General features: G+C 69.3%; 26 protein-coding genes and 1 other RNA gene. 18 read left to right on the forward strand and 9 right to left on the reverse strand.

What is annotated here, in order from left to right; translation table 11 throughout:
• Positions 1-71: 71 nt before the first annotated feature.
• Positions 72-1,472: an asparagine--tRNA ligase gene (asnS, locus tag CSC68_RS07460; protein ID WP_162202916.1), complete on the reverse strand. Its 1,401-nt coding sequence runs from the start codon at positions 1,470-1,472 to the stop codon at positions 72-74.
• A gap of 169 nt (positions 1,473-1,641) precedes the next feature.
• Here asnS and CSC68_RS07465 point away from each other — a divergent pair, with 169 nt between their 5' ends.
• The 6 genes from CSC68_RS07465 to CSC68_RS07490 all read left to right on the forward strand — a co-directional run bounded on the left by CSC68_RS07465 (position 1,642) and on the right by CSC68_RS07490 (position 5,829).
• Positions 1,642-1,974: a HesB/IscA family protein gene (locus tag CSC68_RS07465; protein WP_162202918.1), complete on the forward strand. Its 333-nt coding sequence runs from the start codon at positions 1,642-1,644 to the stop codon at positions 1,972-1,974.
• 178 nt (positions 1,975-2,152) lie between these two features.
• Entirely contained in the window at positions 2,153-2,581 is a 429-nt protein-coding gene (gene rpsF, locus CSC68_RS07470) for a 30S ribosomal protein S6 (protein ID WP_162202920.1), read from the forward strand.
• 11 nt (positions 2,582-2,592) lie between these two features.
• Positions 2,593-2,823, forward strand: a complete 231-nt coding sequence (gene rpsR / locus CSC68_RS07475) for a 30S ribosomal protein S18 (protein WP_013535347.1) — start codon at positions 2,593-2,595, stop codon at positions 2,821-2,823.
• A gap of 139 nt (positions 2,824-2,962) precedes the next feature.
• Positions 2,963-3,412 (forward strand): 50S ribosomal protein L9, encoded by a 450-nt coding sequence (gene rplI, locus CSC68_RS07480; RefSeq protein ID WP_162202922.1) that lies wholly within the window; start codon positions 2,963-2,965, stop codon positions 3,410-3,412.
• Between the two features lie 207 nt (positions 3,413-3,619).
• On the forward strand, positions 3,620-5,041 hold the full coding sequence (locus CSC68_RS07485) for a replicative DNA helicase (protein ID WP_162202924.1): 1,422 nt from the start codon (positions 3,620-3,622) through the stop codon (positions 5,039-5,041).
• Positions 5,042-5,148: 107 nt separating this feature from the next.
• On the forward strand, positions 5,149-5,829 hold the full coding sequence (locus CSC68_RS07490; RefSeq protein WP_162202925.1) for a YiaD family glycine zipper/OmpA-like lipoprotein: 681 nt from the start codon (positions 5,149-5,151) through the stop codon (positions 5,827-5,829).
• A gap of 77 nt (positions 5,830-5,906) precedes the next feature.
• On the opposite strand, the gene CSC68_RS07495 is transcribed toward CSC68_RS07490, so the two are convergent.
• Entirely contained in the window at positions 5,907-6,929 is a 1,023-nt protein-coding gene (locus CSC68_RS07495) for a LysR family transcriptional regulator (RefSeq protein ID WP_162202927.1), read from the reverse strand.
• 140 nt (positions 6,930-7,069) lie between these two features.
• Here CSC68_RS07495 and CSC68_RS07500 point away from each other — a divergent pair, with 140 nt between their 5' ends.
• From CSC68_RS07500 to CSC68_RS07530, 7 genes are all read left to right on the forward strand, one after another.
• Positions 7,070-7,297, forward strand: a complete 228-nt coding sequence (locus tag CSC68_RS07500; RefSeq protein WP_162202929.1) for a hypothetical protein — start codon at positions 7,070-7,072, stop codon at positions 7,295-7,297.
• The gene (locus CSC68_RS07505; protein WP_162202930.1) at positions 7,294-8,082 is read left to right on the forward strand and encodes an SDR family oxidoreductase; all 789 of its coding nucleotides are present in this window, start codon (positions 7,294-7,296) and stop codon (positions 8,080-8,082) included. The genes CSC68_RS07500 and CSC68_RS07505 overlap by 4 nt, the downstream gene beginning before the upstream one ends.
• An 80-nt stretch (positions 8,083-8,162) precedes the next feature.
• Complete coding sequence (locus CSC68_RS07510; RefSeq protein WP_162202932.1) at positions 8,163-9,356, forward strand: efflux RND transporter periplasmic adaptor subunit; 1,194 nt, start codon at positions 8,163-8,165, stop codon at positions 9,354-9,356.
• Positions 9,357-9,471: 115 nt separating this feature from the next.
• Positions 9,472-12,654, forward strand: a complete 3,183-nt coding sequence (locus CSC68_RS07515) for an efflux RND transporter permease subunit (protein ID WP_162202934.1) — start codon at positions 9,472-9,474, stop codon at positions 12,652-12,654.
• A gap of 114 nt (positions 12,655-12,768) precedes the next feature.
• Positions 12,769-13,500 carry an SDR family oxidoreductase gene (locus tag CSC68_RS07520; RefSeq protein WP_162202936.1) on the forward strand — a complete coding sequence of 244 codons (732 nt, stop codon included), beginning with the start codon at positions 12,769-12,771 and terminating at the stop codon, positions 13,498-13,500.
• Positions 13,494-14,945, forward strand: a complete 1,452-nt coding sequence (locus CSC68_RS07525; protein WP_162202938.1) for an efflux transporter outer membrane subunit — start codon at positions 13,494-13,496, stop codon at positions 14,943-14,945. Before CSC68_RS07520 ends, CSC68_RS07525 begins: the two co-directional genes overlap by 7 nt.
• Positions 14,946-14,987: 42 nt before the next feature.
• Entirely contained in the window at positions 14,988-15,458 is a 471-nt protein-coding gene (locus CSC68_RS07530; RefSeq protein WP_162202940.1) for an MgtC/SapB family protein, read from the forward strand.
• Positions 15,459-15,465: 7 nt separating this feature from the next.
• On the opposite strand, the gene CSC68_RS07535 is transcribed toward CSC68_RS07530, so the two are convergent.
• Both CSC68_RS07535 and CSC68_RS07540 read right to left on the reverse strand, forming a co-directional pair.
• The gene (locus CSC68_RS07535) at positions 15,466-15,702 is read right to left on the reverse strand and encodes a hypothetical protein (protein WP_162202941.1); all 237 of its coding nucleotides are present in this window, start codon (positions 15,700-15,702) and stop codon (positions 15,466-15,468) included.
• Between the two features lie 99 nt (positions 15,703-15,801).
• Entirely contained in the window at positions 15,802-16,455 is a 654-nt protein-coding gene (locus CSC68_RS07540; protein WP_162202944.1) for a UdgX family uracil-DNA binding protein, read from the reverse strand.
• A gap of 146 nt (positions 16,456-16,601) precedes the next feature.
• Between CSC68_RS07540 and ssrA the strand changes: the two genes are divergently transcribed.
• Positions 16,602-16,956: a transfer-messenger RNA gene (ssrA, locus tag CSC68_RS07545) on the forward strand.
• Positions 16,957-17,061: 105 nt separating this feature from the next.
• Here the strand turns inward: ssrA and CSC68_RS07550 are convergent.
• Positions 17,062-18,099: a DUF2955 domain-containing protein gene (locus CSC68_RS07550; RefSeq protein ID WP_162202946.1), complete on the reverse strand. Its 1,038-nt coding sequence runs from the start codon at positions 18,097-18,099 to the stop codon at positions 17,062-17,064.
• Complete coding sequence (locus CSC68_RS07555; RefSeq protein WP_162202948.1) at positions 18,089-19,171, reverse strand: HlyD family secretion protein; 1,083 nt, start codon at positions 19,169-19,171, stop codon at positions 18,089-18,091. The genes CSC68_RS07550 and CSC68_RS07555 overlap by 11 nt, the downstream gene beginning before the upstream one ends.
• A gap of 112 nt (positions 19,172-19,283) precedes the next feature.
• On the opposite strand from CSC68_RS07555, the gene CSC68_RS07560 reads away from it, so the two are divergent.
• On the forward strand, positions 19,284-20,180 hold the full coding sequence (locus CSC68_RS07560; RefSeq protein ID WP_170296341.1) for a LysR family transcriptional regulator: 897 nt from the start codon (positions 19,284-19,286) through the stop codon (positions 20,178-20,180).
• Between the two features lie 340 nt (positions 20,181-20,520).
• On the opposite strand, the gene smpB is transcribed toward CSC68_RS07560, so the two are convergent.
• The gene (gene smpB, locus CSC68_RS07565) at positions 20,521-21,036 is read right to left on the reverse strand and encodes an SsrA-binding protein SmpB (RefSeq protein WP_162202950.1); all 516 of its coding nucleotides are present in this window, start codon (positions 21,034-21,036) and stop codon (positions 20,521-20,523) included.
• 47 nt (positions 21,037-21,083) lie between these two features.
• Between smpB and CSC68_RS07570 the strand changes: the two genes are divergently transcribed.
• Both CSC68_RS07570 and CSC68_RS07575 read left to right on the forward strand, forming a co-directional pair.
• The gene (locus CSC68_RS07570) at positions 21,084-21,512 is read left to right on the forward strand and encodes a type II toxin-antitoxin system RatA family toxin (protein ID WP_162202952.1); all 429 of its coding nucleotides are present in this window, start codon (positions 21,084-21,086) and stop codon (positions 21,510-21,512) included.
• Positions 21,513-21,514: 2 nt separating this feature from the next.
• Positions 21,515-21,781 (forward strand): RnfH family protein, encoded by a 267-nt coding sequence (locus tag CSC68_RS07575; RefSeq protein WP_162202953.1) that lies wholly within the window; start codon positions 21,515-21,517, stop codon positions 21,779-21,781.
• A 3-nt stretch (positions 21,782-21,784) separates the two neighbouring features.
• On the opposite strand, the gene CSC68_RS07580 is transcribed toward CSC68_RS07575, so the two are convergent.
• Positions 21,785-22,177: an outer membrane protein assembly factor BamE gene (locus tag CSC68_RS07580; protein WP_211365708.1), complete on the reverse strand. Its 393-nt coding sequence runs from the start codon at positions 22,175-22,177 to the stop codon at positions 21,785-21,787.
• A 115-nt stretch (positions 22,178-22,292) separates the two neighbouring features.
• On the opposite strand from CSC68_RS07580, the gene fur reads away from it, so the two are divergent.
• A complete protein-coding gene (fur, locus tag CSC68_RS07585; RefSeq protein ID WP_162202957.1) occupies positions 22,293-22,700 on the forward strand; it encodes a ferric iron uptake transcriptional regulator in 408 nt (135 codons plus the stop codon).
• 69 nt (positions 22,701-22,769) lie between these two features.
• Here fur and recN read toward each other — a convergent pair whose 3' ends face one another.
• Complete coding sequence (gene recN / locus CSC68_RS07590; RefSeq protein WP_162202958.1) at positions 22,770-24,518, reverse strand: DNA repair protein RecN; 1,749 nt, start codon at positions 24,516-24,518, stop codon at positions 22,770-22,772.
• Positions 24,519-24,557: the final 39 nt, after the last annotated feature.

A 24,557-nucleotide genomic window follows, 5' to 3' on the forward strand; every position in this document is an offset into this window, starting at 1 on the left:
TGGGTTGTTCGTGACTTGTGATCCGGAAAACCAGCCTCCGTGCCCGTGGGACGCGGAGGCCTGCTTGCCGATCAGAACTCGGCGCTGCCGGGCGCGCGCGGGTAGGCGATCGCGTCGCGGATGTTGGACAGGCCGCAGGTGTAGACCACCAGGCGCTCGAAGCCCAGGCCGAAGCCTGCGTGCGGCACGCCGCCGTAGCGGCGCAGGTCGCGGTACCACTGGTAGTGTTCGGGCTCGAGGCCGAACTGGGCCATGCGCGCGTCCAGCACGTCCAGGCGCTCCTCGCGCTGGCTGCCGCCGATGATCTCGCCGATGCCCGGGGCGAGCACGTCCATCGCGGCGACGGTCCTGCCGTCGTCGTTCAGGCGCATGTAGAAGGCCTTGATGTGCTCGGGGTAGTTCATCACCACCACCGGGCGGCCGACGTGTTCCTCGGTCAGCCAGCGCTCGTGCTCGGTCTGCAGGTCCAGGCCCCACTCGACCGGGAAGTCGAACTTCCGGCCCGACGCCTGCAGCAGCCTGATCGCCTCGCTGTAGTCGATGCGCTCGAACGGCGCATTTATGAACGACTCAAGGCGGGTGATGGCGTCCTTCTGCACGCGTTCGGCGATGAAGGCCATGTCGTCGGCGCGCTCGTCCAGCACCGTGCGGAACAGGTACTTGAGGAAGTCCTCGGCCAGGTCGGCGTCGGCGGCCAGGTCGGCGAACGCGATCTCCGGCTCGATCATCCAGAACTCCGCCAGGTGGCGGGTGGTGTTGGAGTTCTCCGCCCGGAAGGTCGGGCCGAAGGTGTAGACCTTGCTCAGCGCCAGGGCGTAGGCCTCGACGTTGAGCTGGCCGGACACGGTCAGGAAGGTTTCCTTGCCGAAGAAGTCGCGGGAGAAGTCGACCTCGCCCTCCTTGGTGCGTGGCAGGTTGGCCAGGTCCAGGGTGGAGACCCGGAACATCTGGCCGGCGCCCTCGGCGTCGGAGGTGGTGATGATCGGGGTGCTGATCCAGTAGAAGCCGCGCTCGTGGAAGAACCGGTGCACGGCCTGGGCCAGGCAGTGACGGATACGGGTGACCGCGCCGAACAGGTTGGTGCGCGGGCGCAGGTGGGCGAACTCGCGCAGGTATTCCAGCGAGTGCTGCTTGGGCTGCATCGGATAGGTCAGCGGATCCTCGACCCAGCCGACGACCTCGATCCTGGAGGCCTGGATCTCGAAGCTCTGGCCCTGGCCCTGCGAGGGCACCAGGGTGCCGGTCGCGATCACCGAGCAGCCGGTGGTCAGGTGCTTCACCTCGGATTCGTAATTCGGCAGGTCGGCCGGCGCCACCACCTGGATCGGGGCGAAGCAGGAGCCGTCGCTGACGTTGACGAAGCTCAGTCCGGCCTTGGAGTCGCGCCGGGTACGCACCCAGCCGCGTACCGTGACCTCGCCGCCGGCGGCAACCTTGCCCGCGAGCGCATGTTCGACGCTGACCACCGTCATGGCTTGAATCCTTGTGTCGTGAAGCCCATCTGGAAGGGCGGAAGTGTAGCGGTTGCACGTGCCGGCCGGCGAGGCGCCGTGCCGGCCGGGTCGCTGCGTTCCATGCCCGGGCCGGTGGCCCGCCACGCAGGCCGCCTATAATGGGCGTGCTGTTTCCCGGAGGTTCCCCATGGCTGTCATCCTTACTCCCGCCGCCCTGGAGCGCGTCCAGCGCTTTCTGCAGCGTGACCCGCAGGCCCTGGGCCTGCGCTTCGGCGTGGAGCGCACCGGGTGTTCCGGCTGGGGCCACGTGGCCGACCTGGCCCGCGACCAGCGCGAGGGCGACACGGTCTTCGAGCAGGACGGGGTACGGATCTACGTCGACGCCACCAGCCTGCCGCTGGTGGACGGCACCGAGATCGACTTCGCCCGCCAGGGCCTGGGCGAGGGCTTCATCTTCAGGAACCCGAACGCCAAGGCCGAGTGCGGCTGCGGCGAGAGCTTCACCACCCAGCCGGCCTGAGCCGGTTCCAGCCCGCCGGGCCCGTTTCCGGCCCGCCATTGCGCCCAAGTCCCTGAGCCGGCATAATTTCCGGCTCTCCGCGCCTGCGTGCAGGCCGGGGACCCTTGCCCCACCGCTTCCATCCAGGTCGACGGGGGGCTGCCAGGCCCGCAAGGGCCGCATCCACAAGGAAAACACAATGCGTCATTACGAAGTCGTGTTCCTGGTCCATCCGGACCAGAGCGAGCAGGTGCCGGCGATGATCGAGCGCTACAAGGGCCTGATCGAGAACGCCGGTGGCACCATCCACCGCCTGGAAGACTGGGGCCGCCGCCAGCTGGCCTACCCGATCCAGAACCTGGTCAAGGCCCACTACGTGCTGTTCAACGCCGAAGTCGGCCAGGCCGCCATCGACGAGCTGGTCGAGACCTTCCGCTTCAACGACGCGATCCTGCGCCACCTGGTCATCCGCCGCGACGGTCCGGAGACCGAACAGTCGCTGATCATGAAGAGCAAGGACGAGAAGGGCGACAAGCCCGAGCGTGGCGAGCGCCGCCGCCGTGACGAGGAAGGCGAGGGCACTGCCGCCGCCGAAACCGACGGCGACAACGCCGAAGCCGCCGCCTAAGGAGCACACCCATGTCCAAGTTCTTCCGTCGTCGCAAGTTCTGCAAGTTCACCGCCGAGGGCGTCAAGGAGATCGATTACAAGGATCTCAACACCCTGCGCCAGTACCTGACCGAGAACGGCAAGATCGTTCCGAGCCGCGTGACCGGCACCAAGTCGCGCTACCAGCGCCAGCTGTCGACCGCGATCAAGCGCGCCCGTTTCCTGGCCCTGATCCCGTACACCGACAACCACGACATCTGATGCGTGGCATCCGCGGGGCCGCATCCGTGCGGTCCCGGCGGAACCCGCGCCAGCTGGCTGGCTGCAACCCATTCGTCCGATCCGGACAGCACGCGTTGCCGCGCATCATGCCGCGGCTAACGGATAGAGGAGCAACACCATGGAACTGATCCTTCTGCAGAAGGTCGTCAACCTCGGCAACCTGGGTGACAAGGTCACCGTGAAGCCGGGCTACGGCCGCAACTACCTGGTCCCGCAGGGCAAGGCCGTGCCGGCCACCGCCGCCAACCTGGCCGAGTTCGAGGCCAAGCGCGCCGAGTACGAGGCCAAGGCCAAGGCGCTGCTGGACGAGGCCCAGGGCCGCCTGGCCAAGCTGGAAGGCGCCAGCGTGACCGTCAAGGCCAACGCTTCGACCGAAGGCAAGCTGTACGGCTCGGTCGGCCCGCGCGAGATCGCCGAGGCCTTCACCGCCGCCGGCCTGCCGCTGGAGAAGAGCGAGGTCATCATGGGCGAAGGCTCGATCCGCCACGTCGGCGAGTTCGAAGTCCAGGTCGCCCTGCATGCGGACGTCGAGACCACGGTCAAGGTCGTGGTCGAGCCGGAAGCCTGATCGGCCGGCCAAGGCCGCAGGACCCGACGGAGGGCGCCGCAAGGCGCCCTTCGCTTTTGTGGCCGTCGCGGCCGCTGAGATGTCCACGCGTTATGCACAGGGTTATCCATGGCGGCGACCCCGGCCGGCGCATAGGATGGCCTGCTGTCGTACCTGATCCACCCGGCCGGGCGCCCGCTGCGCCCGCCACCCCGAGGAACCACCCGAATGTCCGCACGCCCCGGCTTCCGCAAAGACCGCGAACGCGACCGTGACCGCGATGGCAGCGACGGCCGCATCGAGCAGCTGCGCGTCCCGCCGCACTCGGTCGAGGCGGAGCAGGCGGTGCTCGGCGGCCTGATGCTGGCGCCGGAGTCCTACGACACCGTCGGCGACGTGCTGGTGGAGAAGGACTTCTACCGGCGCGACCACCAGCTCATCTACCGCGCCATCCGCGAGCTGGCCGAGAAGAGCCAGCCGTTCGACGCGGTGACCCTGGGCGAGTGGTTCGACTCGCAGGGCTATTCGGAGCAGATCGGCGGCGGCGCCTACCTGGTCGAGCTGGCCACCACCACGCCATCGGCGGCCAACATCCGCGCCTATGCCGAGATCGTGCGCGACAAGGCGGTGCTGCGCCAGCTGATCGAGGTCGGCACCGAGATCGTCAACAACGGCTTCCAGCCCGAGGGCCGCGACAGCGCCGAGCTGCTGGCCCGTGCCGAGCAGGAGGTGTTCGCCATCGCCGAAGCCGGCGCGCGCGGCCGCACCGACTTCACCGGCCTCAACACCGCGCTGCGCGACGCCTTCGAGGTGCTGCAGAAGCGCTTCGAGAGCGGCGGCAACATCACCGGCCTGCCGACCGGCTATACGGAATTCGACAACATGACCGCCGGCCTGCAGCCGACGGACCTGATCATCCTCGCGGCGCGCCCGGCCATGGGCAAGACCACCTTCGCGCTGAACATCGCCGAGTACGCGGCGATCAAGTCGAAGAAGGCCGTGGCGGTGTTCTCGATGGAAATGTCGGCCGCGCAGCTTGCGCTGCGCCTGATCTCCTCCAATGGCCGGGTCAACGCCCAGCGCCTGCGTACCGGCCAGCTGGAAGACGAGGACTGGAGCCGGGTGACCAGCGCGATCCGGATGCTAAAGGAAACCAAGATCTTCATCGACGACACCCCGGCACTGTCGCCGGACGTGCTGCGTTCCAAGTGCCGCCGCCTCAAGCGCGAGCACGGCCTGGGCCTGGTGGTGATCGACTACCTGCAGCTGATGCAGGTGCCGGGCAACAGCGAGAACCGCGCCACCGAGATCTCGGAGATCTCCCGCTCGCTCAAGGCCTTGGCCAAGGAGCTCAACGTGCCGGTGATCGCGCTGTCCCAGCTCAACCGCTCGCTGGAAACGCGTACCGACAAGCGCCCGGTCATGGCCGACCTGCGCGAATCGGGCGCCATCGAGCAGGACGCCGACATCATCCTGTTCATCTACCGCGACGAGTACTACAACAAGGAAAACTCGCCGGACAAGGGACTGGCCGAGGTCATCATCGGCAAGCACCGAAGCGGCCCTACCGGTTCGGTCAAGCTGCGCTTCTTCGGCGAGTACACCCGCTTCGACAACCTGGCCAACGACGCGGTCGGTTCGTTCGAATAACCGTCCGTCGGAACCAGTCCCGGCCGCCATTGTCCGTTCACGGGGCCGGGACTAGCATCCGTGCGCCGTGGCCTGACCGGGCCACGCATACGGACAAGGAGTACCTCATGAACATCCGCAAGCAGACCCTGGCCATGTTCGGCACCGCCGCGCTGGTCGCCGTCCTGGCCGCTGGCTGCCAGACCACGAACCCGTATACCGGCGAGCAACAGATGAACCGCACCAGCAAGGGTGCGCTGATCGGCGCCGGCATCGGCGTGGCCGCCGGCCTGCTGACCGGCAACAGCGCGGTCGAGCGCCGCCAGCACGCCCTGATCGGCGCCGGCGTCGGCGGCCTGGCCGGCGGCACCGTGGGTGCCTACCAGGATCGCCAGCAGGCCGCGCTGCGCGCCAAGCTGCAGGGTACCGGCGTCAGCGTCACCCGCAACGGCGACAACATCACCCTGAACATGCCGGGCAACGTGACCTTCGGCTTCAACAGCTCGAACCTGGACCCGCAGTTCTATCCGGTGCTCAGCAGCGTCGCCGATGTGATCAAGGAGTACGACAAGACCGTCGTCGAGGTCGCCGGCCACACCGACAGCGTCGGCAGCGACGAGGTCAACCAGCGCCTGTCCGAGCAGCGTGCCAATGCGGTGACCCAGTTCCTGATCGCGCAGGGCATCAACTCGCAGCGCTTCATCACCGTCGGCGCCGGCAAGCGCTATCCGATCGCCAGCAACGACACCGAGGCCGGCCGCGCCGCCAACCGCCGCGTGGAGATCACGCTGGTGCCGGTGCGTTCCTGATCCGGTACGCATCGCAGTAACAGAAGGGGGCCGCGCGAGCGGCCCCTTTTTCTTTTCCGTCGCATCGGCCGGAAGGCTCAGCCGACTGCTGCCTCCAGGATGCGCTTGCCTTCGCGCACGCTGGCCTCTTCCGTGGCCGCGTTGTCGGCCGCGACCTCGTTGGGGCAACGCGAGGGGCAGTGCACCATCATGTAGTCCGCGTTGTCGCTGAGGCGTTCGACCAGGAAATCGACGAAGGCGCGGACCTTGGGCGACATCACCCGCCCCCGGGGGAATACCGCGTTGAAATCCACCATCGGTCCGGTCCAGCCGGCCAGCACCCGGCGCAGCGCGCCGGATTCCACGTAGGGCTTCGCCGCAACGTCGGTGGCCAGGGTCAGGCCTTCGCCGCACAGCACCGCGCCGATCAGGGCCGACGGATCGTTGGCGACCATCAGCGGGTTGATCGGGTAGTCGGTGATGCCGTTGCCGTCGCTCAGCGGCCAGGTGATTCGCGTGGGATGGGAGTGGTAGTGCTTGCGCACGGCGAGGATGCGGTGGTGCTGCAGCTCGTCCGGATGCAACGGTTCGCCGTGCCGCTCGATGTACGCCGGACTGGCGAACACCTGGGTGCGGAACCCGGCAAGGCGCCGCGCGATGAGCGTCGAGTCGGGCAACGTGCCGACGCGCAGCGCCACGTCGATCTCGCTGCCGATCAGGTCGACCGGATCGTTGCTCATGTGCATGTCCAGGCGGATTTCCGGGTACTGCGCATGGAACTGTCCGAGCAGCGGCGAGATCCAGGCGATGCCGATGGAGTAGGGCACGGTGAACCGCAGCCAGCCTCGCGGGCCACCCTGCAGCTGACCTACCGCGCCTTCGGCTTCCTCCAGCTCCTGGGCGATGCGCTGGCAATGTTCGAAATACACGTTGCCGGCCTCGGTGAGGCCGAGGCGGCGCGTGGTCCGGTGCAGGAGCTGCGCGCCGAGCCGCGCTTCCAGCTCCTGGACCTTGCGGCTGACGGTGGTCTTGGGCAGGCCGAGCGACCTGGCCGCGGCGATGAAGCTGCCCTGTTCGACCACCTTGACGAAGACGAGGGTGTCGTTGAGGTCGTAAGCCATGGGGAGGATTCCGGGGAAGGGGACGGGAGCGCAGGAGAATTGGACCTGCTGCGGGACGATTATTCCCTTTAATCGGGACTAATCAAGTCCTGATTCGAGGCGTAATTTCGCACCCATCCCAGAAACGATGGAGGGCTGCCATGCTGGTCCGGCGCCTCAAAGACCTGTTCTTCCCTTCCGAAGCGTCCAGCACGGACAAGGACTTGTATCCGCCGATGCTCGGGGAAAGCAGGCCCCGTGGGCATTTCCGCGAGTTCACCGTTCCCCGCAGGCTGCAGCAGGGTGGCCTCTCCCTGCCGGCGACCCGCCGCTGCCGCCATGGTCGCACCGACGGGATTATCCCGGTCGCGGGAGAAAATATCCCATGAACGGGACGCTTGCTCCCGAGGTACTGGTGATCGGCGCCAGCGGTCGCGTCGGTTCGGGCGTGGGGGCCGCGCTGCTCGAGGCCGGCAGTCCGGTACTGGCGGTCGCCCGGGACGCTTCGCGCCTGCAGCGCCTGGCCGCGATGCATGCCGACGAGCCGGGACTGGAGACGATGGTCGCGTCGGTTGCCGACGATGGCGCCGCGCAGGACCTGGCGCGCCGCGTGGCGCGGCGTCCGCGCCCGCTGCGCGCGGTCGTCGACGCCACCGCGGGCACGCGACGTGCTTCGCGCCTGCTCGACCAGCCCACGCCGGTGCTTTCGGCCAGCTTCGAACAGGAGGTGCTGTCGCACCTGGCCGCGGCGCGCCACCTCCTGCCATTGCTGCAGCGGCGCGGAGGCGACCGCTACCTGCTGGCGGGTGGCCCGCATGCGCTCTGTGGCTGGGCCGGCTACGGGCATGCGTCGATCGCGATCAGCGCCACGCGCATGCTCGCGCGGGTACTGCACGAGGAAGCGCAGCCCATGGGCGTGCGGGTGCAGATGCTGTCGATCGATGCGCCCGTGTGGACCCCGGACAACACCGCGCGCGCCTGCGCCGGCTGGCACAGCGCGCTCGGCATCGGCCGCGCGATGGTCTCGCTGCTGGCCAGCAGCAGCCCCGATGCGCGCTGCATCGTCACCTACGCCGAGCAATCGGGGGCGCATCCGCCGGGAATGCTCGGCCGCGATTTCGCCAGCGTGCTCGACGCCGCTTCCAGCTCGCCCGACGCGGGCTGGACCGCATGAACAACCCCGGTCCGCCGGGCCCGCGCCAGGCCGGATGCCTGCCGCGCCATTCCTTTCCACAGATTGCGAGGACATCCCCCATGAACAGGAAGATTCGAATCAACGGCCGGCGCCTGCTTGCGCTCGGCGCATCCGGTGCGATTGCCCTCACCGTGCTGGCCGGCTGCAGCGGTGGCCATGCGGCCGAGCAGATGCCTCCCCCGGAGGTCGGGGTGGCCGAGGTGCCGGTGCGGCCTGTGCAGCAGTGGGACGAGTTCAGCGGCCGCATCGAGGCCGTGGAAAGCGTCGAGCTGCGGCCGCGGGTATCCGGCTACATCGAATCGGTGAACTTCCGCGAAGGCCAGGAAGTGAAGAAGGGCGACGTGCTGTTCACCATCGACGACCGCACCTACCGCGCCGAACTGGCGCGGGCGCAGGCGGCGCTGGCCCGCGCCCGCGCGCAGGCCGAGGTTTCGCGCAGCGAGGCCGAGCGTGCGCGCGTCCTGTCCCAGGAGCAGGCCATCTCGGTCGAGACCTGGGAGCAGCGGCGCGCCGCCGCCGAGCAGGCCCGGGCCGACCTGGCCGCGGCGCAGGCCGCGGTCGACGCGGCCAAGCTGGACCTGGAATGGACCCGCGTGCGGGCGCCGATCGACGGACGCGCGGGGCGGGCGCTGGTGACCGCCGGCAACCTGGTCAGCGCCGACAACGGTGCGAGCGTGCTGACCACCCTGGTGTCGCTGGACAAGGTGCACGTGCACTTCGACGCCGACGAGCGCAGCTTCCTGCGCTACGCCGAGCTGGCCCGCAGCGGCAAGCGCGCCAGCGAGCGCGAAGGCACGCTGCCGGTGCAGGTCGCGCTCGCCGACGAGGAGGGTTTCCCGCACGCCGGCACCATCGACTTCCTGGACAACCAGGTCGACCGCAGCACCGGCACCATCCGCGCGCGCGCCGTGCTGGACAACGCCGACCGCCGTTTCACCCCGGGCCTGTACGCACGGGTGCGCCTGCCCGGCAGCGGCCGCTTCGAGGCGGCGCTGGTGGACGACAAGGCCGTGCTCACCGACCAGGACCGCAAGTACGTCTACGTGGTCGACGAGGAAGGCAAGGCGCAGCGGCGCGACATCGTGGTCGGCCGGCTCGCCGACGGCCTGCGCATCGTGGAGCAGGGCCTGTCGCACGGCGACAAGGTGATCGTCACCGGCGTGCAGAAGGTCTTCTTCCCCGGCATGCCGGTGCGCGCCCAGGCCGTGGCCATGGGCGAGCCGGCCGGCGAGCCGTCGGTGGCACTGCGATGAGCTGAGTTCTGCCGCGCCGCGCGCGCGGTCCTTCGGGCACCCGTCCTCCCCGCGCACCCCTCCCCAAGGCGGGGAGGACGGGCCCTCTTTTTCCCGGAATCCAGGAACCACCCCCATGGACTTCTCCCGTTTCTTCATCGACAGGCCGATCTTCGCGGCCGTGCTGTCGATCGTGATCTTCGCCGCGGGCCTGATCTCGATCCCGCTGCTGCCGATCGGCGAATACCCCGACGTGGTGCCGCCGTCCGTGGTCGTCCGCACCGTGTACCCGGGCGCCAACCCCAAGGTCATCTCCGAGACGGTGGCCACACCGCTGGAGGAGGCCATCAACGGCGTCGAGGACATGATGTACCTCAAGTCCGTCGCCGGCTCCGACGGCGTGCTGCAGCTGACCGTGACCTTCCGTCCCGGCACCGACCCGGACGAGGCCGCGGTGCGCGTGCAGAACCGCGTCGCCCAGGCGCAGGCGCGCCTGCCCGAGGACGTGCGGCGGCAGGGCGTGACCACCCAGAAGCAGTCGCCGGTGTTCCTGATGGTGGTGCACCTGACCTCCACCGACGGCAACTACGACTCGCTGTACCTGCGCAACTACATGCGCCTGCACGTGCGCGACGAGCTGGCGCGCATCCCCGGCGTGGGCGATGCCCAGCTGTTCGGCGGCGGCGACTATGCCATGCGCATCTGGCTTGATCCGGACAAGGTGGCGGCGCGGCAGATGACCGCCGGCGACGTGCTGCGCGCGATCCGCGAGCAGAACGTGCAGGTGTCCGCCGGCCAGATCGGCGCCGAGCCGATGCCCGGCGGCAGCGACTTCCTGCTGCCGATCAACGCCAAGGGCCGCCTGGAAAGCGTCGAGGAGTTCGGTGGCATCGTGCTCAAGAGCGGCGCCGACGGCCAGGTCGTGCGCCTGTCCGACGTCGCCAGGATCGAGCTGGCCGCCGGCGACTACACCCTGCGCGCGCGCCTGGACGGCAAGAACGCGGCGGCGATCGGCATCTTCCAGTCGCCGGGTGCCAACGCACTCGAGATCCGTGATGCGGTGGTCGCCAAGATGGCCGAGATCCGGCAGACGCTTCCGCCGGGCGTGGAGATCCAGTCGATCTACGACACCACGATCTTCGTGCGCGACTCGATCAAGTCGGTGATCAGCACCCTGATGGAGGCGGTGTTCCTGGTGGTGCTGGTGGTCATCCTGTTCCTGCAGACCTGGCGCGCCTCGATCATCCCGCTGCTGGCGGTGCCGGTGTCGGTGGTGGGAACCTTCGCGGTGCTGTACGTGCTGGGCTACTCGATCAACACCCTGACCCTGTTCGGGCTGGTGCTGGCGATCGGCATCGTGGTGGACGACGCCATCGTGGTGGTGGAGAACGTCGAGCGCCACATCGAGGAAGGCGCATCGCCGCTGCAGGCGGCGCACCTGGCCATGCGCGAGGTGTCCGGCCCGATCATCGCCATCGCGCTGGTGCTGTGCGCGGTGTTCGTGCCGATGGCTTTCCTGACCGGGGTCACCGGCCAGTTCTACAAGCAGTTCGCGGTGACCATCGCCATCTCCACCGTGATCTCGGCGATCAACTCGCTGACCCTGTCGCCGGCGCTGGCGGCCAAGCTGCTGCGTCCGCACGGCGCCGAGAAGGACCGTCCGACGCGGATCATCGAGCGCCTGTTCGGCTGGGTGTTCCGCCCGTTCAATCGCTTCTTCAAGCGCAGTTCCGAGCGCTACGAGGGCGCGGTGGGCCGCGCCCTGGGCCGCCGCGGCGCGGTGTTCGCGGTGTACGCGGTGCTGCTGGTCGGGGCAGGGGTGATGTTCAACGCGGTTCCGGCCGGCTTCATCCCGGTGCAGGACAAGCTGTACATCATCGCCGGCGTGAAGATGCCGGAGGGCGCCTCGATCGAGCGCACCGATGCCGTGCTCAAGCGGATGGCGGCGATGGCGGCCGAGGTCGAGGGCGTGCAGAACGAGGTCGCGTTCCCGGGCCTGAACCCGCTGCAGTTCACCAACACCCCGAACAACGGCGTGGTGTTCTTCACCCTCAAGCCGTTCGGCGAGCGCAAGGCCAGCGCCGAGGAGATCACGGCCGAGCTCAACCGCCGCTTCTCCACGATCCAGGAGGGTTTCACCTTCGCGTTCATGCCGCCGGCCATCCAGGGCCTGGGCAACGGTTCGGGCTGGTCGCTGTTCGTCGAGGACCGCACACGCCTGGGCTATGGCGAGCTGCAGAACGCGGTGCAGGCGTTCCAGGGCGCCGTCTCGCAGGTGCCGGGCATGGGCTTCCCGATTTCCAGCTACCAGGCCAACGTGCCGCAGCTGGATGCCGAGGTCGACCGCGTGCAGGCCAAGGCGCAGGGCGTGCCGCTGACCGAGCTGTTCGAGACCCTGCAGACCTACCTCGGTTCGGCCTACGTCAACGACTTCAACATGTTCGGCCGCACCTGGCAGGTGATCGCCCAGGCCGACGCGCCGTTCCGCGACGACGTCACCGACATCGCCAACCTGCGCACGCGCAACGAGGCCGGCGAGATGGTGCCGGTGGGATCGATGGTCAACATCCGCCAGACCTATGGCCCCGATCCGGTGATCCGCTTCAACGGCTATCCGGCCGCCGACCTCCTGGGTGACGCCGACCCGCGCGTCCTGTCCTCCGGCGAGGCCATGAACACGGTGGCCGGTCTGGCGCGACAGGTGCTGCCCCCGGGCATGGACATCGACTGGAGCGACCTGAGCTACCAGCAGGCGACGCAGGGCAAGGCCGCCCTGGTGGTGTTCCCGCTGGCCGTGCTGCTGGCCTTCCTGGTGCTGGCCGCGTTGTACGAGAGCTGGACCCTGCCGCTGGCGGTGATCCTGATCGTGCCGATGACCCTGCTGTCGGCGTTGCTGGGCGTGTGGCTGACCGGTGGCGACAACAACGTGTTCGTGCAGGTCGGCCTGGTGGTGCTGATGGGCCTGGCCTGCAAGAACGCGATCCTGATCGTCGAATTCGCCCGCGAGCTGGAGCTGCAGGGCAAGGGCATCATCGAAGCGGCGCTCGAGGCCTGCCGCCTGCGACTGCGCCCGATCGTGATGACCTCGGTGGCGTTCATCGCCGGCACGGTGCCGTTGGTGCTGTCCAGCGGCGCGGGCTCGGAAGTGCGCTCGGTCACCGGCATCACCGTGTTTGCAGGCATGCTCGGCGTGACCCTGTTCGGCCTGTTCCTGACCCCGGTGTTCTACGTGGCCCTGCGCAAGCTGGCCAACCGCCCGCTGGTGTCCCACGCGCCGCATGCCGAGGGCGGGGCGCATGCCGCGGAGGTGCACGCATGAGGCGAAGAAAGCCTGGTCCGGATCCGGCGTGAACCGCCGGGTCCCGGGCACCAACCTGGCCCGGGAGCGGCAACCGCGCCGCTCCCACCCCCGAACGACAAGGAATCCCCATCCATGAACACTTCTTCCCGCATTGCCCTGGTCACCGGTGCCACCCGCGGCATCGGCCTGGAGACCGTGCGCCAGCTCGCGCAGGCCGGGGTGCATACGCTCCTGGCCGGGCGCGACCGCTCACGCGCGGTCGAGGCTTCGCTGAAGTTGCAGGCGGAGGGCCTGCCGGTCGAGGCGATCGCGCTCGACGTCACCAGCGGCCACGGCATCCGCGAAGCCGTCCGCGAGGTGGAACGCCGCCACGGCCGGCTGGACATCCTGGTGAACAACGCCGGCATCGCCCTCGATGACTGGAACAAGGCCCCCTCCGAGCAGCCGCCGGAAACCTGGCGCCAGACTTTCGAAACCAACGTGTTTGGCCTGGTCGAGGTCACCCGTGCGTTTCTTCCGCTGCTTCGGGCCTCCAGCTCCGGGCGCATCGTGAACGTGTCCAGCGTGCTGGGCTCGAGCGCCCTGCAGGCGGACCCGGCTTCGGACTATTACGCGATCAAGCTGCCGGCCTACAACGTTTCCAAGAGCGCGGTGAACGCCTGGACCATCCAGCTTGCCTACGAGCTTCGCGACACCGGGATCAAGGTCAATGCCATCCACCCCGGCAACATCAAGACCGACATGAACCCCAATGCAGAACTCGATGTCGGCGTCGGCGCGAGGAGCAGTGTCGAGATGGCGCTGCTCGGAGCCGACGGACCGACCGGAACGTTCACCCACCTGGGAGAAACGCTGCCATGGTGATCCGCACGATCGCACTGGCCGTGGCCACCGCCGTCGCCCTGTCGGCATGCGCCGTCGGCCCCGATTACCGCGCGCCGGTCCCGCCGGACGTGAACCTGGGCAACGCCGCCGGCAACGCTTTCGCCCCCGGCGTCGCCGTCGTCCAGTGGTGGGCGCAGTTCGATGACCCGGTGCTGGAAAAGCTGGTCAATGATTCGCTGCTGGCCAGCCCGGACCTGCGCCTTGCCACGACCCGTGTGCGTGCCGCGCGCGCGGTGTTCAGCGAACGTCGCCTGGACCCATGGCCGCACGTCGGTGCCGCGGCGACCGGCGAGCGGACGCGCCAGCCGGATGCCGCAGGCGGCGGCATCGACGAGGCCTATACCCTGGGCTTCGACGCAGCCTGGGAGCTGGACCTGTTCGGCCGGTTGCGCCGCGGCGCGGAGGCGGCCCGTGCCGACCTGCAGGCCGAGCAGGCAGGGCTGGAGGACGTGCAGGTGAGCCTCGCCGCCGAGGTGGCGCGCAACTATTTCCTCCTGCGCGGCACCCAGAAGCGGATCGAGGTAGCCGAGCAGACCCTGCGCAACCTCGACCAGACCCAGCGCCTGACCGAAACCCGTCGCGACCTTGGCGCGGGCAGCGCCCTGGACGTGCACAGCAGCCGCGCGCGCCTTAAGGCGATCGAGGCCGACATCCCGCTGCTGCGTTCGATCGAGGCCACCGCGCGGCACAGGCTCGCGGTGCTGCAGGGACTGCAGCCGGGGGCGCTGGACGAGCTGCTGGCGCCGAAGCCGGTGCCCGCATTCGCGCGGGCGCTGCCGCTGGGGGATACCCGGGAGCTGCTGCGCAGCCGGCCGGACGTGCGTGCGGCCGAACGGCGCCTGGCTTCGGCCACCGCGCGCGTCGGCGTGGCCACGGCCGACCTGTTCCCGCGGATCAGCATCCGCGGCTTCGCCGGCTTCCTGTCCGGCGAGTTCTCCTCGCTGGTGGCCGGGCGCAACGAGGCCTGGCAGGTGAGTCCGTCGATCAGCTGGGCCGCGTTCGACATGGGCAGCGTGCGCGCACGCCTGCGCGCGGCCGAGGCCGGCGCCGACGCGGCGGCGGTGCAGTACGAGATGGCGGTGCTGGCGGCGCTGGAAGACGCCGAGAACGCCTTGCAGGACTATGCCCGCCGGCAGGAGCGCCTGCGCATCGTGGTCGAGCAGGCCGAGGCTGCCAGGGAAGCCGAGCGGCTGGCCCGCGTTGGCTATCGCGAGGGCGCGACCGACTTCCTCACGCTGCTGGATGCGCAACGTACCCAGCTGGCCGCCGACGATGCCCTGGCCGATGCGGAGGCCTCGGTGAACATCGCCGCGGTGGCGGTCTACAAGGCCCTGGGAGGTGCAAATGCCCATGCGGGCGATGGCGATCAGGTGGAGGGGCAGGGAATCGCCGCCGCCGCCTGGGCGCCGCCCCTGGGGAACTGACCTTCACGGCGCGTAGCCGGCGGTCTGGCAATCGTGCGCGGCATGGAATGGATCGAACAGCTGCGGGTGCTGCCGGCCGTCGTCTACGCGATGGCGCTGGGCGGAGCCATCGGTTACGAGCGCGAGCTCAAGGATCGCCCCGCGGGGTTCCGCACCCACATGCTGGTGGCCGCCACCTCGGCCCTGCTGCTCGGCCTCAGCCGGATGGTGCTCGAGGACGACCACTACGCCGGTACCGGGCTGCGCATCGATCCGCTGCGGCTGGTCGAGGCAGTCGTGGCCGGCGTCTCCTTCATCGGCGCCGGAACCATCTTCGCCAGCCGCAAGGGCGATGGCGTCCAGGGCATCACCACGGCCGCCTCGTTGCTCACCGTCGCGGCGATCGGCATCACCGTGGGTTTCGGCTACCTGGCGCTGGGCTTCGCCATGGCCGCGCTGACCCTCGCCGTACTGACGGTGTTGCGCTGGTTCGAACGGCGCAACATCGTGCCCCCGGAGGACGGGCCGAAGTAGGGGGCGGTCAGGCGCGGTCCTCGATGCCATCGACGCCGGCATGTGAGGCGCAATGGGCGCAGCAGAAGAAGCGGCCGTCGCTTTCCGCGCCGTGGCCGATGATCCGGCAACCACAGTGGTCGCAGGTAGGCGCGAGTGCGTGGATGGCGCATTCGAAGGAGTCGTAGGTGCCGTTGTTGCCGTCGGCCAGGGTGACCCGGAAAGCCTTGTCGTACTCGTTGCCGCACACGTCGCAGCGGGCCATTGGGGTGCTCCGGTTCCGGTTGTGGCATGCCATTGCAGCGCCGCCGCCGTGAACGCGGGGCGAGGGCTGCGGAAAGCGCTGCAATCCAGGCGCTCTCCGTCAGCCCGCGGGCGGCTGCCGCAGGCGGCGGAGGTCTTCCAGCAGCTGCGCGTACGCGTGTTCGCGCTCCGGGCCGCGCATGCGCAGGATGGCGGAGGGATGCCAGGTCGCCAGCGCGTGGGTGTGCGGGCCGATGCGTTGCCACTGCCCGTGCTGGCGGGTCAGCCGGAACGCCGTCCCGAACACCGCGTTTGCGGCCATCGCACCCAGCGCGACCACCAGGTCCGGGTCCACCCGCTCCAGCTCGGCAGCCAGCCATGGCCGGCAGGCGGCCTGTTCGGCGGCATTGGCGCGCTGGTGCAGCCGGCGCTTGCCGCGCGGCTGGAACTTGAAGTGCTTGACCGTGTTGGTCAGGTACAGGGACGCCGGCTCGAGTCCGGCCTCGACCAGCGCCCGGCGCAGCAGCTGCCCGGCCGGGCCGACGAAGGGTTTGCCCTCCAGGTCCTCGTGGTCGCCGGGCTGCTCGCCCACCAGCAGGATGCGTGCGTCCGCCGGCCCGGTGCCAAACACTGTCCTGTTGGCGGGGCGCCACAGCGGGCAGCGCCGGCATCCGGCGGCCTGGCGGCGCAGCGCGGACAGGCTGCCTTCCGGTACTTCGTCCACCGGGCGCGCCAGCCGCGGCGCGCCGCGCACGGGATCGTCCTGTCGCGGCATGGCCGCAGGCTAGGGCAGGCATCGCGCGCGCCGGGTGAACGCCGGCATGAACCGTGGCCGCGCCTGCAGCCGCGCATGCCTTGTCTGGCGCCGCCGGCGTCCCTACACTGGCTACCGTCTGGCGATGAACTTCGCCCGAAGTTTCCGGGGGTGTCCTGGTTTCGACGGGGGTTGCGAAGTCGACTGGCGCATGCCGAGGGGGCAGCTTTCCTCGTTAATCCAGCGGCAAAACTCATAGTTGCCAACGACGACAACTACGCTCTGGCCGCTTAAGGCCTAGCCCCGAACCCACTTGTGCCCGTGCTCGTGGATGTAGGGTCATCATCACGGGATCGCCATCGGCGGCTGCCTGTCAGCTGATGGTCAAAACAAAACAGGCTGGTCCCGGGGCGCGCTTTGCCAGCCGTGCTGCAACGGGACGAGATCCAACGGCGGGCTAAGCATGTAGTGCCGGAGATGGAGTGCCTTCGGACGGCGGTTCAACTCCGCCCACCTCCACCAACAAGAACCCCAGCCTTCCGGCTGGGGTTTTTTCTTGCCCGGCTCCTGGCTGTCGGGTTGTGCGGATACGGTCCTTGTGCCGGCCGCCGCTTCCGGGTGCCCCGGCTAGGCCTGGGTCTCCCAGCGGGCCGAGGGCAACCGGTTCAAGGCGTAGTGCAGCAGCGAGATGAACACCAGCATGGCGGAGACGGAGATCACCACCGAGACGCCCCGGTAGAGCGAATTGCCGATCAGGTCGTCGGTGGGGCTGAGCAGGCCGAACAGGATCGCCAGCGCCGTGACCGCGGAAAAGCCCTTCATCGACCCGGACTTGTCGCGGGTATGGCTGGCGCTGAACCACAGCAGCCCGACCAGCAGGGCGCTCGCGGTGAGGGGCCAGAAGCTGGAGTAGTGGGTGATCAGCAGCTGCGTTACCGAGGCATGGATCGAGCCTATGACCGAACCCACGATGCGGGTGCGTCCGTAACTCCAGATGCCCTCGTGGGTGAGGCCCAGCAGGATGAGGACCGTCGCCATCTGGGCGCTCAGCGAGTCGCTCAGCTCGACCAGCTGGAAGAACGCGAACGAACCCGTCGCTCCCAGCGAGCAGAGCAGGACCAAATGGCGCCGCTGGGTCGCGGTGCGCCTTGGCGGGATGCGCGGGGCGCGTGGCTCGACGTCCGGGAAGAGCGCGAAGGACAGCGCGTAGAGGACCACGCTGCAGGCCAGGGAGCCGGCGATGGCCCAGAACAGCTGCTGCCACGCCATCTCCGGATAGCTGCCGTAGTGCACCAGGCCGCTGCAGACGGCCAGGCACATCGCGCCGTACATGAAAAGCTTGCGCGGGCTGGTCATCACCGAGAAGCAGAACAGGGCAAAGCCAAGGTAGGCCGCGGTCATGACCACCGGATGGGTGGAGAACACGCCGATCAACAGCCCGGCGGCAATCATCCCGGTCGGTGCGCTGGCGATGAACTGCAGGGCGACGTGCCGGTCGTAGACCGGCGACAGGCCCAGCAGCACCAGCGGATAGACCGCGTAATAGGCGGCATAGGGCAGGGACAGCAGGGTCGCCAGCGACCAGCCGACGAACCCGCCGAACGCCATCCGGCAGGCCTGGCGCCAGTCGTTGGCGGTCAGCACCTGGGCAGGGTTAGTAGACATAGCGTAGCGCGGCCAGCAGGCGGATCTGGGCTTCCGCGAAGACGCGGGCGATGGTCGAGCTGTGCGGCACCAGCTGCACCGTGGCGCGCGAGCCACTGACGAGCTGCGGCGGATCCTCCAGCTGTACGTTCACCCGTACCCGCTGGGCGCGCCGGATCCAGCGGTCGGTCTCCACGGTTTCCACGAGCGATCCGTCGGGATTGATCTGGCCCTGCGCGATGCCGGCATCCACCGAGACCACCCGTCCGGTGAAAACGCGTCCGGGCAGGGCGTCGAGGCTCACGATGGCCGGATCGCCCTCCTTGACGCGGTTGAGCGCCTTCTCGCGGAAATCGGCAGTGATCGTCGGCTGCAGGCCGACCAGCGCCAGGACCGGGGTGCCGGCGGGAACATAGTTGCCGGGGCGCAGCCGCATGTTGGTGACGACGCCATCCTCCAGTTCCACCACGCGCGTATGGGCGAGGTCGCGTTCGGCGATGGCCAGGTTGTTCCTCGCCTCCCGCAGGTACAGGTTGTCCGGGCCCTGTTCGCCACGCTGCACCAGGCTTGCGCGCAGCCGGGCCTCGGCCGCCCTGAGCGCGGCGAGGCTTTCGTCGCGCCTGGCGACCGCCGCCTCGGCGGAGCTGAGCGGCGCGACATGCTGTTCGCTCAGGGCCACCTGCCGCTTCGCCTGGCGTATCGCGTCGTCGGCCACGGCCTTCGCGCTTGCCACGGCGGCACGCGCCGCGGCGATGTCGGCATCCCGCTCGCGGATCGTCCTTTCGGCTTCCTCCAGGGCCAGCCTGGCGGACTTCACCGCCAGCTCGTAGCGGGTCGCGTCGATCTCGAACAGCACCTGCCCGGCGTGGACCCGCTGGCCGTTCCCGACGTTGACCCGGACGACCGTGCCGGGGACTTCCGGCGCGATCCGGGTGATGTCGTAGAGCACCCGCGACTCCGGCGTCAGGGGCATGAACTGGTCCGCTACGACCACGTACATAAGCAACAGGATGCCGATCGCCGTCGCGATGTAGACGCTCCGGCGGAAGCGTTGCTCGGGTGTGGGTTCGGTGCGTGCAGGTTGGTCGGCCATGGTCAAGCGTCCAGTCTGTCAATTGAATCTGGCGCAATTGTTGTGGCCGGTTCCGGGTCCTTGTAGGGGCGGAAAGAGGAAGATAGTCTTCCGGAAAATGGAAGGCTGGCGCGTGTCCGACACCTTTGGCGACCTCAGGCTGTTCGTGCGCATCGCCGCAGCCGGCAGCCTCTCGGAAGCCGCCAGGCGCCTGCAAAGCTCCCTTCCGGTGGTCAGTCGCCGGCTGGCGGCGATGGAGGGGCGCCTGGGGGTACGCCTGATCGAGCGCGGGCCTCGCCGCTTCACGCTTACCGAGGAAGGCAGCTTCCTGCTGGAACGCGCCGAATCGATCCTGCTCGAGCTCGACACCACCGAGGCCGAACTCAGCGCGCGCGCCAGGCGCCCGCGTGGACACATGCGCATCTGCGCGCCGCTGGAGATCGGCAGGAACCGCATCGCGCCGCTGGTGGCGGAATTCACGGCACGGCATCCGGAGATCAGCATCGAGCTGTTCCTGGACGACGCCAAGCTCGATATCGTCGAGAAGGAGATCGATATCGGGCTGGTGCTCGACCTGCCCAGCGACGGCAACCTGGTCACGCGCACCCTGATCCGCAGCCAGCGCGTGACTGTCGCATCGCCCGCTTACCTGGAAAGCCATGCGCCGATCAGGAAGCCGGCGGATCTGCTGGAGCACGATTGCGCGCGCCTGGTTCGCGGCCGCCGCATCTTCGATCGCTGGCTCTACAACGAGGATGGCCAGCCGCGCGAGCTGCGCGTCAGCGGGACATTGCTTTCCAACAGCGCCGAGGTCGTACACGAATGGGCGGTGGCCGGACGCGCCGTCGCGTACAAGGCCCTGTGGGACGTCGAGGACGGCATCAGGTCGGGACGCCTGGTCCGCCCCCTGGAAGCGTTCGAATGCGACCGGATCAACCTCTACGCGGTCTATGCGTCGCGCGCGCACCTGCCGCAGCGGATGCGGCTGTTCCTCGATTTCATCGCCGAGAAGCTGCAGCCGGGAGCATAGGCAGGCACGGCCCGCCACGGTCCGAATGCGTGGCCGTGTGCGGGGCCACGCTTGCCCGATGCCTGCATCGGCGACGCGGCGGTCCGCGAGCGGCCGTACAGGTCGTGGTGGACGCCAGGGATGTGGGATCGATGTGCCGCCCCGGCGGCACGGCAATGGATGGGATGTAGCGGGTTATCCGCGGGCGAGGATGGTGCAGAGCCGCGCGGGATGATGCGTGCCGGGCGTCGAGGCGGGGCAGGTGCACGGCCCGCGCTTCGTCAATCGGGACCGGGAGGGCTGCTGGGCAAGGCCGGAAGGTCGTCCTTGCCCGGGGACTGGCATGTGCCTGCCGCGAGGCTCAGGCGTCCTTGTTGTTCCTGCGCATGACGCGCTGCTTCTCGCGCTGCCAGTCGCGGTCGCGCGCGGTATCGCGCTTGTCGTGCTCCTTCTTGCCCTTGGCCAGGGCGATCTCGAGCTTGACCTTGTTGCCGCTCCAGTACATCGCGGTCGGCACGATGGTGTAGCCGTCGCGCTCGACCCGCCCGATCAGCTTGTCGATCTCGTGCCGGTGCAGCAGCAGCTTGCGGGTGCGGCGGTCGTTGGCCACCACGTGGGTCGAGGCCTGGATCAGCGGGGTGATCTGGGCGCCGATCAGGTAGATTTCGCCGTCCTGCACGTAGGCATAGCCATCGGTGAGGTTGGCCCGGCCGGCGCGGATCGCCTTGACCTCCCAGCCCTGCAGCTCGATTCCGGCCTCGAAGCGTTCGACCAGGTGGTACTCGAAGCGGGCGCGCTTGTTCAGCGCGATGGTGCGGTCGCCAGACCCGGCCTTGGATTTGGCCTTTGCCTTATCATTGGGCGCTTTCTTGCTCATCCTTCCATTGTCGCCCAAATCGGGCGGCCGCAGACGCCCCCGGTTAAATGCCAAGCATCACGCGCAGTGCCCTGGTCGACCATACGGCGACCCGCATGTTCGACCTGGTCAACGACGTCGCCGCGTATCCGCGGCGTTTCTCGTGGTGCGAGCAGGCGCAGGTCCTGGAGCAGGGCGAGGACCGCATGGTCGCCCGCCTGGACCTGGGCCTGGGCTCGCTTCGCACCTGGTTCACCACCGAGAACCGGCTGGAGCGGCCAGGCCGGATCGACATGCAGCTGCGCGACGGGCCGTTCCGCAAGCTGCACGGGGTCTGGACCTTCCATGCCCTGGACGAGGCCTCCTGCAAGGTGACCCTGACCCTGGAGTTCGAGCCGGCCTCGCGCCTGCTGGGACCGGTGTTCGCAATCGGCTTCCAGGGACTGGCCGACCGCATGGTCGACGATTTCGTGCGCGTGGCCGACCGCGAGGCCTGAGGATGCGGGTGGAGGTCGTCATCGCCTGGCCGCACCGCTTCGAGCGGCGCGAGCTGGAACTGGAGGCGGGGGCGACCGTGGCCGACGCAGTGCGCGCTGCGGCCCTGGGCCACGCAGGGGAGGTGGCCGGCCATGCGGGGTTCGGCGTGGCGGTGCAGCCGGAGAGCCGGCTGCGGGACGGCGACCGGGTGGAGCTGCTCAGGCCGCTGCAGGTCGATCCGAAGGAAGCGCGCCGGCGCCGCGCGGGCGCCCAGCGCACCGGCCGCTGAGCCTCAGCGGCTGCGCTTGTCCTTGTTGCGCGGCTGGTTCGGACCGAACTGGCGCATCGACTTGCGGGCCAGCTCCAGGTCCTGCTCCGGGAAGTACTCGCCTTCCCAGCGCACGAGGGTGTCGTTCTCGAAGTGCAGGGTCAGGACCTTGATCTCCACGTCCCCCTGGCGGTTGGTGCGCTCGCTGGCCGCGTAGTCCCAGCGCTGGGCGTGGAACGGATCGGCAAGCGACGGGGTGCCGAGCAGGCCGGCGACCTGCTGCTTGCTCAGGCCCGGACGCAGCTGGTCGACCGCTTCCTTCTCCATCAGGTTGCCCTGGTAGATCGGCTGCTTGTACAGGATTCCGCAACCGGCGAGTGCCAGCGAGACGGGGGCGATCAGCAGCAGGCGGGACAGGCTTTGCATTGCGTGTACGCGGGGGTGGAAAGTGGGCCGATGATACACTCCCGGCACGCCGAACGGCCCCCTGTCGGCCCGCCGGCGGTAAACCGGTAGTGAATGGAGCTAGGGCATGGAATCCAATGAACTTCGCCGCGTCGGCCTGAAAGTGACCCATCCGCGCGTGCGCATCCTCGAGCTATTGGAGGAGAAACAGCCCCAGCACCACCTGACCGCCGAGGACATCTACCGCCGCCTGCTGGACCAGGGCGACGAGATCGGGCTGGCCACCGTGTACCGCGTGCTGACCCAGTTCGAGGCCGCTGGCCTGGTGATCAAGCACAACTTCGAGGGCGGGCAGGCTATCTACGAGCTGGACCGCGGCGACCACCACGACCATATGGTCGACCTGGACACCGGCAAGATCATCGAGTTCGAGAGCGCGGAGATCGAGCAGCTGCAGCGCGAGATCGCCGCCAGGCACGGCTACGAGCTGGAGGACCACTCGCTCGTGCTGTACGTGCGCAAGCCGCGGCGCTGAGCCGCGGCGCCCCTGGAAGGAAGAACGGCGCCTCGCGGCGCCGTTTCCGTTTCCCGTGGCCGCCAGGCTTCAGCCGGCGGCTTCGACGCGCTGGCGCGCGCCTCGCTTCGGGGCGGGCCCGTTCGCCGCGGCCGCGTCGGCGGCCACCGCTTCCTCGAGCAGGCGTCGCGCCGCGGCGAAGGCTTCCGGGCCGACCTCGACGCCACCGAGCATGCGCGCGACCTCGCCCAGCCGCCCTTCGCCGTCCAGGCGCTCGACCGAGCTGCGGGTGATGCCTTCCACCGGGGCCTTGCTCACGCGGTAGTGGGCATGGCCCTGGGCGGCGACCTGCGGCTGGTGGGTCACGCAGAGCACCTGGCGCGAGCGGCCCAGGGCGCGCAGCTTGCGGCCGACGATCTCCGCCACCGCGCCGCCGATGCCCGAATCGACCTCGTCGAACACCATGGTCGGCACCGCATCCGAGCCCAGCGCGGCCACTTCGATCGCCAGGGAGATGCGCGACAGTTCGCCGCCGGAGGCGACCTTGCGCAGCGGCCGCGGTGGCTGGCCGGCATTGGCCGCGACCAGGAACTCGACCCGTTCGGCGCCGTTCGGGTCGGGCCGGCTGCCGGCACCGGCCACCGGCTCCAGTTCGACCAGGAAGCGACCCCCACCCATGCCCAGCTCGTCGATCAGGGCGGTGGTGGCGGAGGCCAGCGCCTCGCCGGCGGCGCGGCGGGTGGCGGTGAGCGCCGCGGCGGCCTCGGTCCAGCGTTCCGAAGCGCGGGCGATCTCGGCGTCCAGCTGCAGCAGGCGGTCGCCGGCGCCGCGCAGCGTCTCCAGTTCGGCGGCGATGGCATCGCGGTGCGCGGCCAGTTCCGTGGCCGGCAGGCGGTGCTTGCGCGCCAGGTCGTGGATCCGGCCCAGGCGGCGTTCCAGTTCCTCGAAGCGGTCAGGATCCAGGTCCAGGTCGTCGCGGATCCGGCCGAGCAGGGCAAGCGCTTCCTCGAGCTGGACGGCGGCACCCTCCAGCAGGGTGTCGACCTCGCCCAGGCGCGGTTCGTCGCCGGTCGCCCGGGCCAGGCCACTACGCGCCTGCTGCAGCAGGCCGGTGAGGGAAGGGCCTTCGTCGCCGTCGATCCGGGCCAGGGCCTCCTCGCAGGCAGCGATCAGCCCGGCGGCGTTGGCCTGGCGACGGTGGGCCTGGTCCAGGGCCTCGAGCGCCGCAGGGTCCAGGTCCTCGCGTTCCAGCTCGGCCAGCTGGTGCTCCAGCCAGCCGATGCGGTCGCCGACGTCACCACGCGACTGCAGGGCCTGGCGCTCATCCAGCAGTGCCTGCCAGGCGGCGGCGGCCTCGCGCACGGTGGCGCGCTCGGCCTCGTTGCGGGCATGGGCGTCCAGCAGCGCCAGCTGGCTGGCGCGCGAGAGCAGGGACTGGTGTTCGTGCTGGCCGTGGATCTCCACCAGCAGCCCGGCCAGCTCGGCCAGCTGGGCCAGGGTCACCGGGCGGCCATTGATCCAGGCGCGGGAGCCGCCCTCGGCGCGGATCCCCCGGCGCAGCTGGCACTGCTCGTCGTCCTCGTCCAGCTCCTGTTCGCGCAGCCACTGGCGGGCGGCGGCGTTGCCGGCCAGGTCGAAGCCGGCGGCCAGTTCGGCGCGCTCGCTGCCATGGCGGACCACGCCGCTGTCGGCGCGCAGGCCGGACAGGAAGCCCAGCGCGTCTACCAGCAACGACTTGCCGGCGCCGGTTTCGCCGGAGATCACGGTCATGCCGGGTCCGAACTCCAGTTCCGTGGCGCGGACGACGGCGAAATCCTTCAGGGCGAGATGGGTGAGCATGCGCACATTGTAGGGGTGGCCGATACCGGCGCGATGCTC

Origin of the sequence: Pseudoxanthomonas suwonensis (assembly GCF_010093235.1) — a bacterium.
Lineage (GTDB): Bacteria > Pseudomonadota > Gammaproteobacteria > Xanthomonadales > Xanthomonadaceae > Pseudoxanthomonas > Pseudoxanthomonas suwonensis.

Excerpts from the sequence above, each read along its gene's own strand:
- CSC68_RS07465 (WP_162202918.1), top strand. The coding sequence starts at position 1,642 with ATGGCTGTCATCCTTACTCCCGCCGCCCTGGAGCGCGTCCAGCGCTTT.
- CSC68_RS07530 (WP_162202940.1), top strand. The coding sequence starts at position 14,988 with ATGGAATGGATCGAACAGCTGCGGGTGCTGCCGGCCGTCGTCTACGCG.
- CSC68_RS07550 (WP_162202946.1), bottom strand. The coding sequence starts at position 18,099 with ATGTCTACTAACCCTGCCCAGGTGCTGACCGCCAACGACTGGCGCCAG.
- CSC68_RS07525 (WP_162202938.1), top strand. The coding sequence starts at position 13,494 with ATGGTGATCCGCACGATCGCACTGGCCGTGGCCACCGCCGTCGCCCTG.
- fur (WP_162202957.1), top strand. The coding sequence starts at position 22,293 with ATGGAATCCAATGAACTTCGCCGCGTCGGCCTGAAAGTGACCCATCCG.
- CSC68_RS07520 (WP_162202936.1), top strand. The coding sequence starts at position 12,769 with ATGAACACTTCTTCCCGCATTGCCCTGGTCACCGGTGCCACCCGCGGC.
- CSC68_RS07575 (WP_162202953.1), top strand. The coding sequence starts at position 21,515 with ATGCGGGTGGAGGTCGTCATCGCCTGGCCGCACCGCTTCGAGCGGCGC.
- CSC68_RS07485 (WP_162202924.1), top strand. The coding sequence starts at position 3,620 with ATGTCCGCACGCCCCGGCTTCCGCAAAGACCGCGAACGCGACCGTGAC.
- CSC68_RS07540 (WP_162202944.1), bottom strand. The coding sequence starts at position 16,455 with ATGCCGCGACAGGACGATCCCGTGCGCGGCGCGCCGCGGCTGGCGCGC.
- recN (WP_162202958.1), bottom strand. The coding sequence starts at position 24,518 with ATGCTCACCCATCTCGCCCTGAAGGATTTCGCCGTCGTCCGCGCCACG.
- CSC68_RS07510 (WP_162202932.1), top strand. The coding sequence starts at position 8,163 with ATGAACAGGAAGATTCGAATCAACGGCCGGCGCCTGCTTGCGCTCGGC.
- rplI (WP_162202922.1), top strand. The coding sequence starts at position 2,963 with ATGGAACTGATCCTTCTGCAGAAGGTCGTCAACCTCGGCAACCTGGGT.
- CSC68_RS07515 (WP_162202934.1), top strand. The coding sequence starts at position 9,472 with ATGGACTTCTCCCGTTTCTTCATCGACAGGCCGATCTTCGCGGCCGTG.
- rpsR (WP_013535347.1), top strand. The coding sequence starts at position 2,593 with ATGTCCAAGTTCTTCCGTCGTCGCAAGTTCTGCAAGTTCACCGCCGAG.
- CSC68_RS07555 (WP_162202948.1), bottom strand. The coding sequence starts at position 19,171 with ATGGCCGACCAACCTGCACGCACCGAACCCACACCCGAGCAACGCTTC.
- rpsF (WP_162202920.1), top strand. The coding sequence starts at position 2,153 with ATGCGTCATTACGAAGTCGTGTTCCTGGTCCATCCGGACCAGAGCGAG.
- CSC68_RS07505 (WP_162202930.1), top strand. The coding sequence starts at position 7,294 with ATGAACGGGACGCTTGCTCCCGAGGTACTGGTGATCGGCGCCAGCGGT.
- asnS (WP_162202916.1), bottom strand. The coding sequence starts at position 1,472 with ATGACGGTGGTCAGCGTCGAACATGCGCTCGCGGGCAAGGTTGCCGCC.
- CSC68_RS07535 (WP_162202941.1), bottom strand. The coding sequence starts at position 15,702 with ATGGCCCGCTGCGACGTGTGCGGCAACGAGTACGACAAGGCTTTCCGG.
- CSC68_RS07500 (WP_162202929.1), top strand. The coding sequence starts at position 7,070 with ATGCTGGTCCGGCGCCTCAAAGACCTGTTCTTCCCTTCCGAAGCGTCC.
- CSC68_RS07490 (WP_162202925.1), top strand. The coding sequence starts at position 5,149 with ATGAACATCCGCAAGCAGACCCTGGCCATGTTCGGCACCGCCGCGCTG.
- CSC68_RS07570 (WP_162202952.1), top strand. The coding sequence starts at position 21,084 with ATGCCAAGCATCACGCGCAGTGCCCTGGTCGACCATACGGCGACCCGC.
- smpB (WP_162202950.1), bottom strand. The coding sequence starts at position 21,036 with ATGAGCAAGAAAGCGCCCAATGATAAGGCAAAGGCCAAATCCAAGGCC.
- CSC68_RS07495 (WP_162202927.1), bottom strand. The coding sequence starts at position 6,929 with ATGGCTTACGACCTCAACGACACCCTCGTCTTCGTCAAGGTGGTCGAA.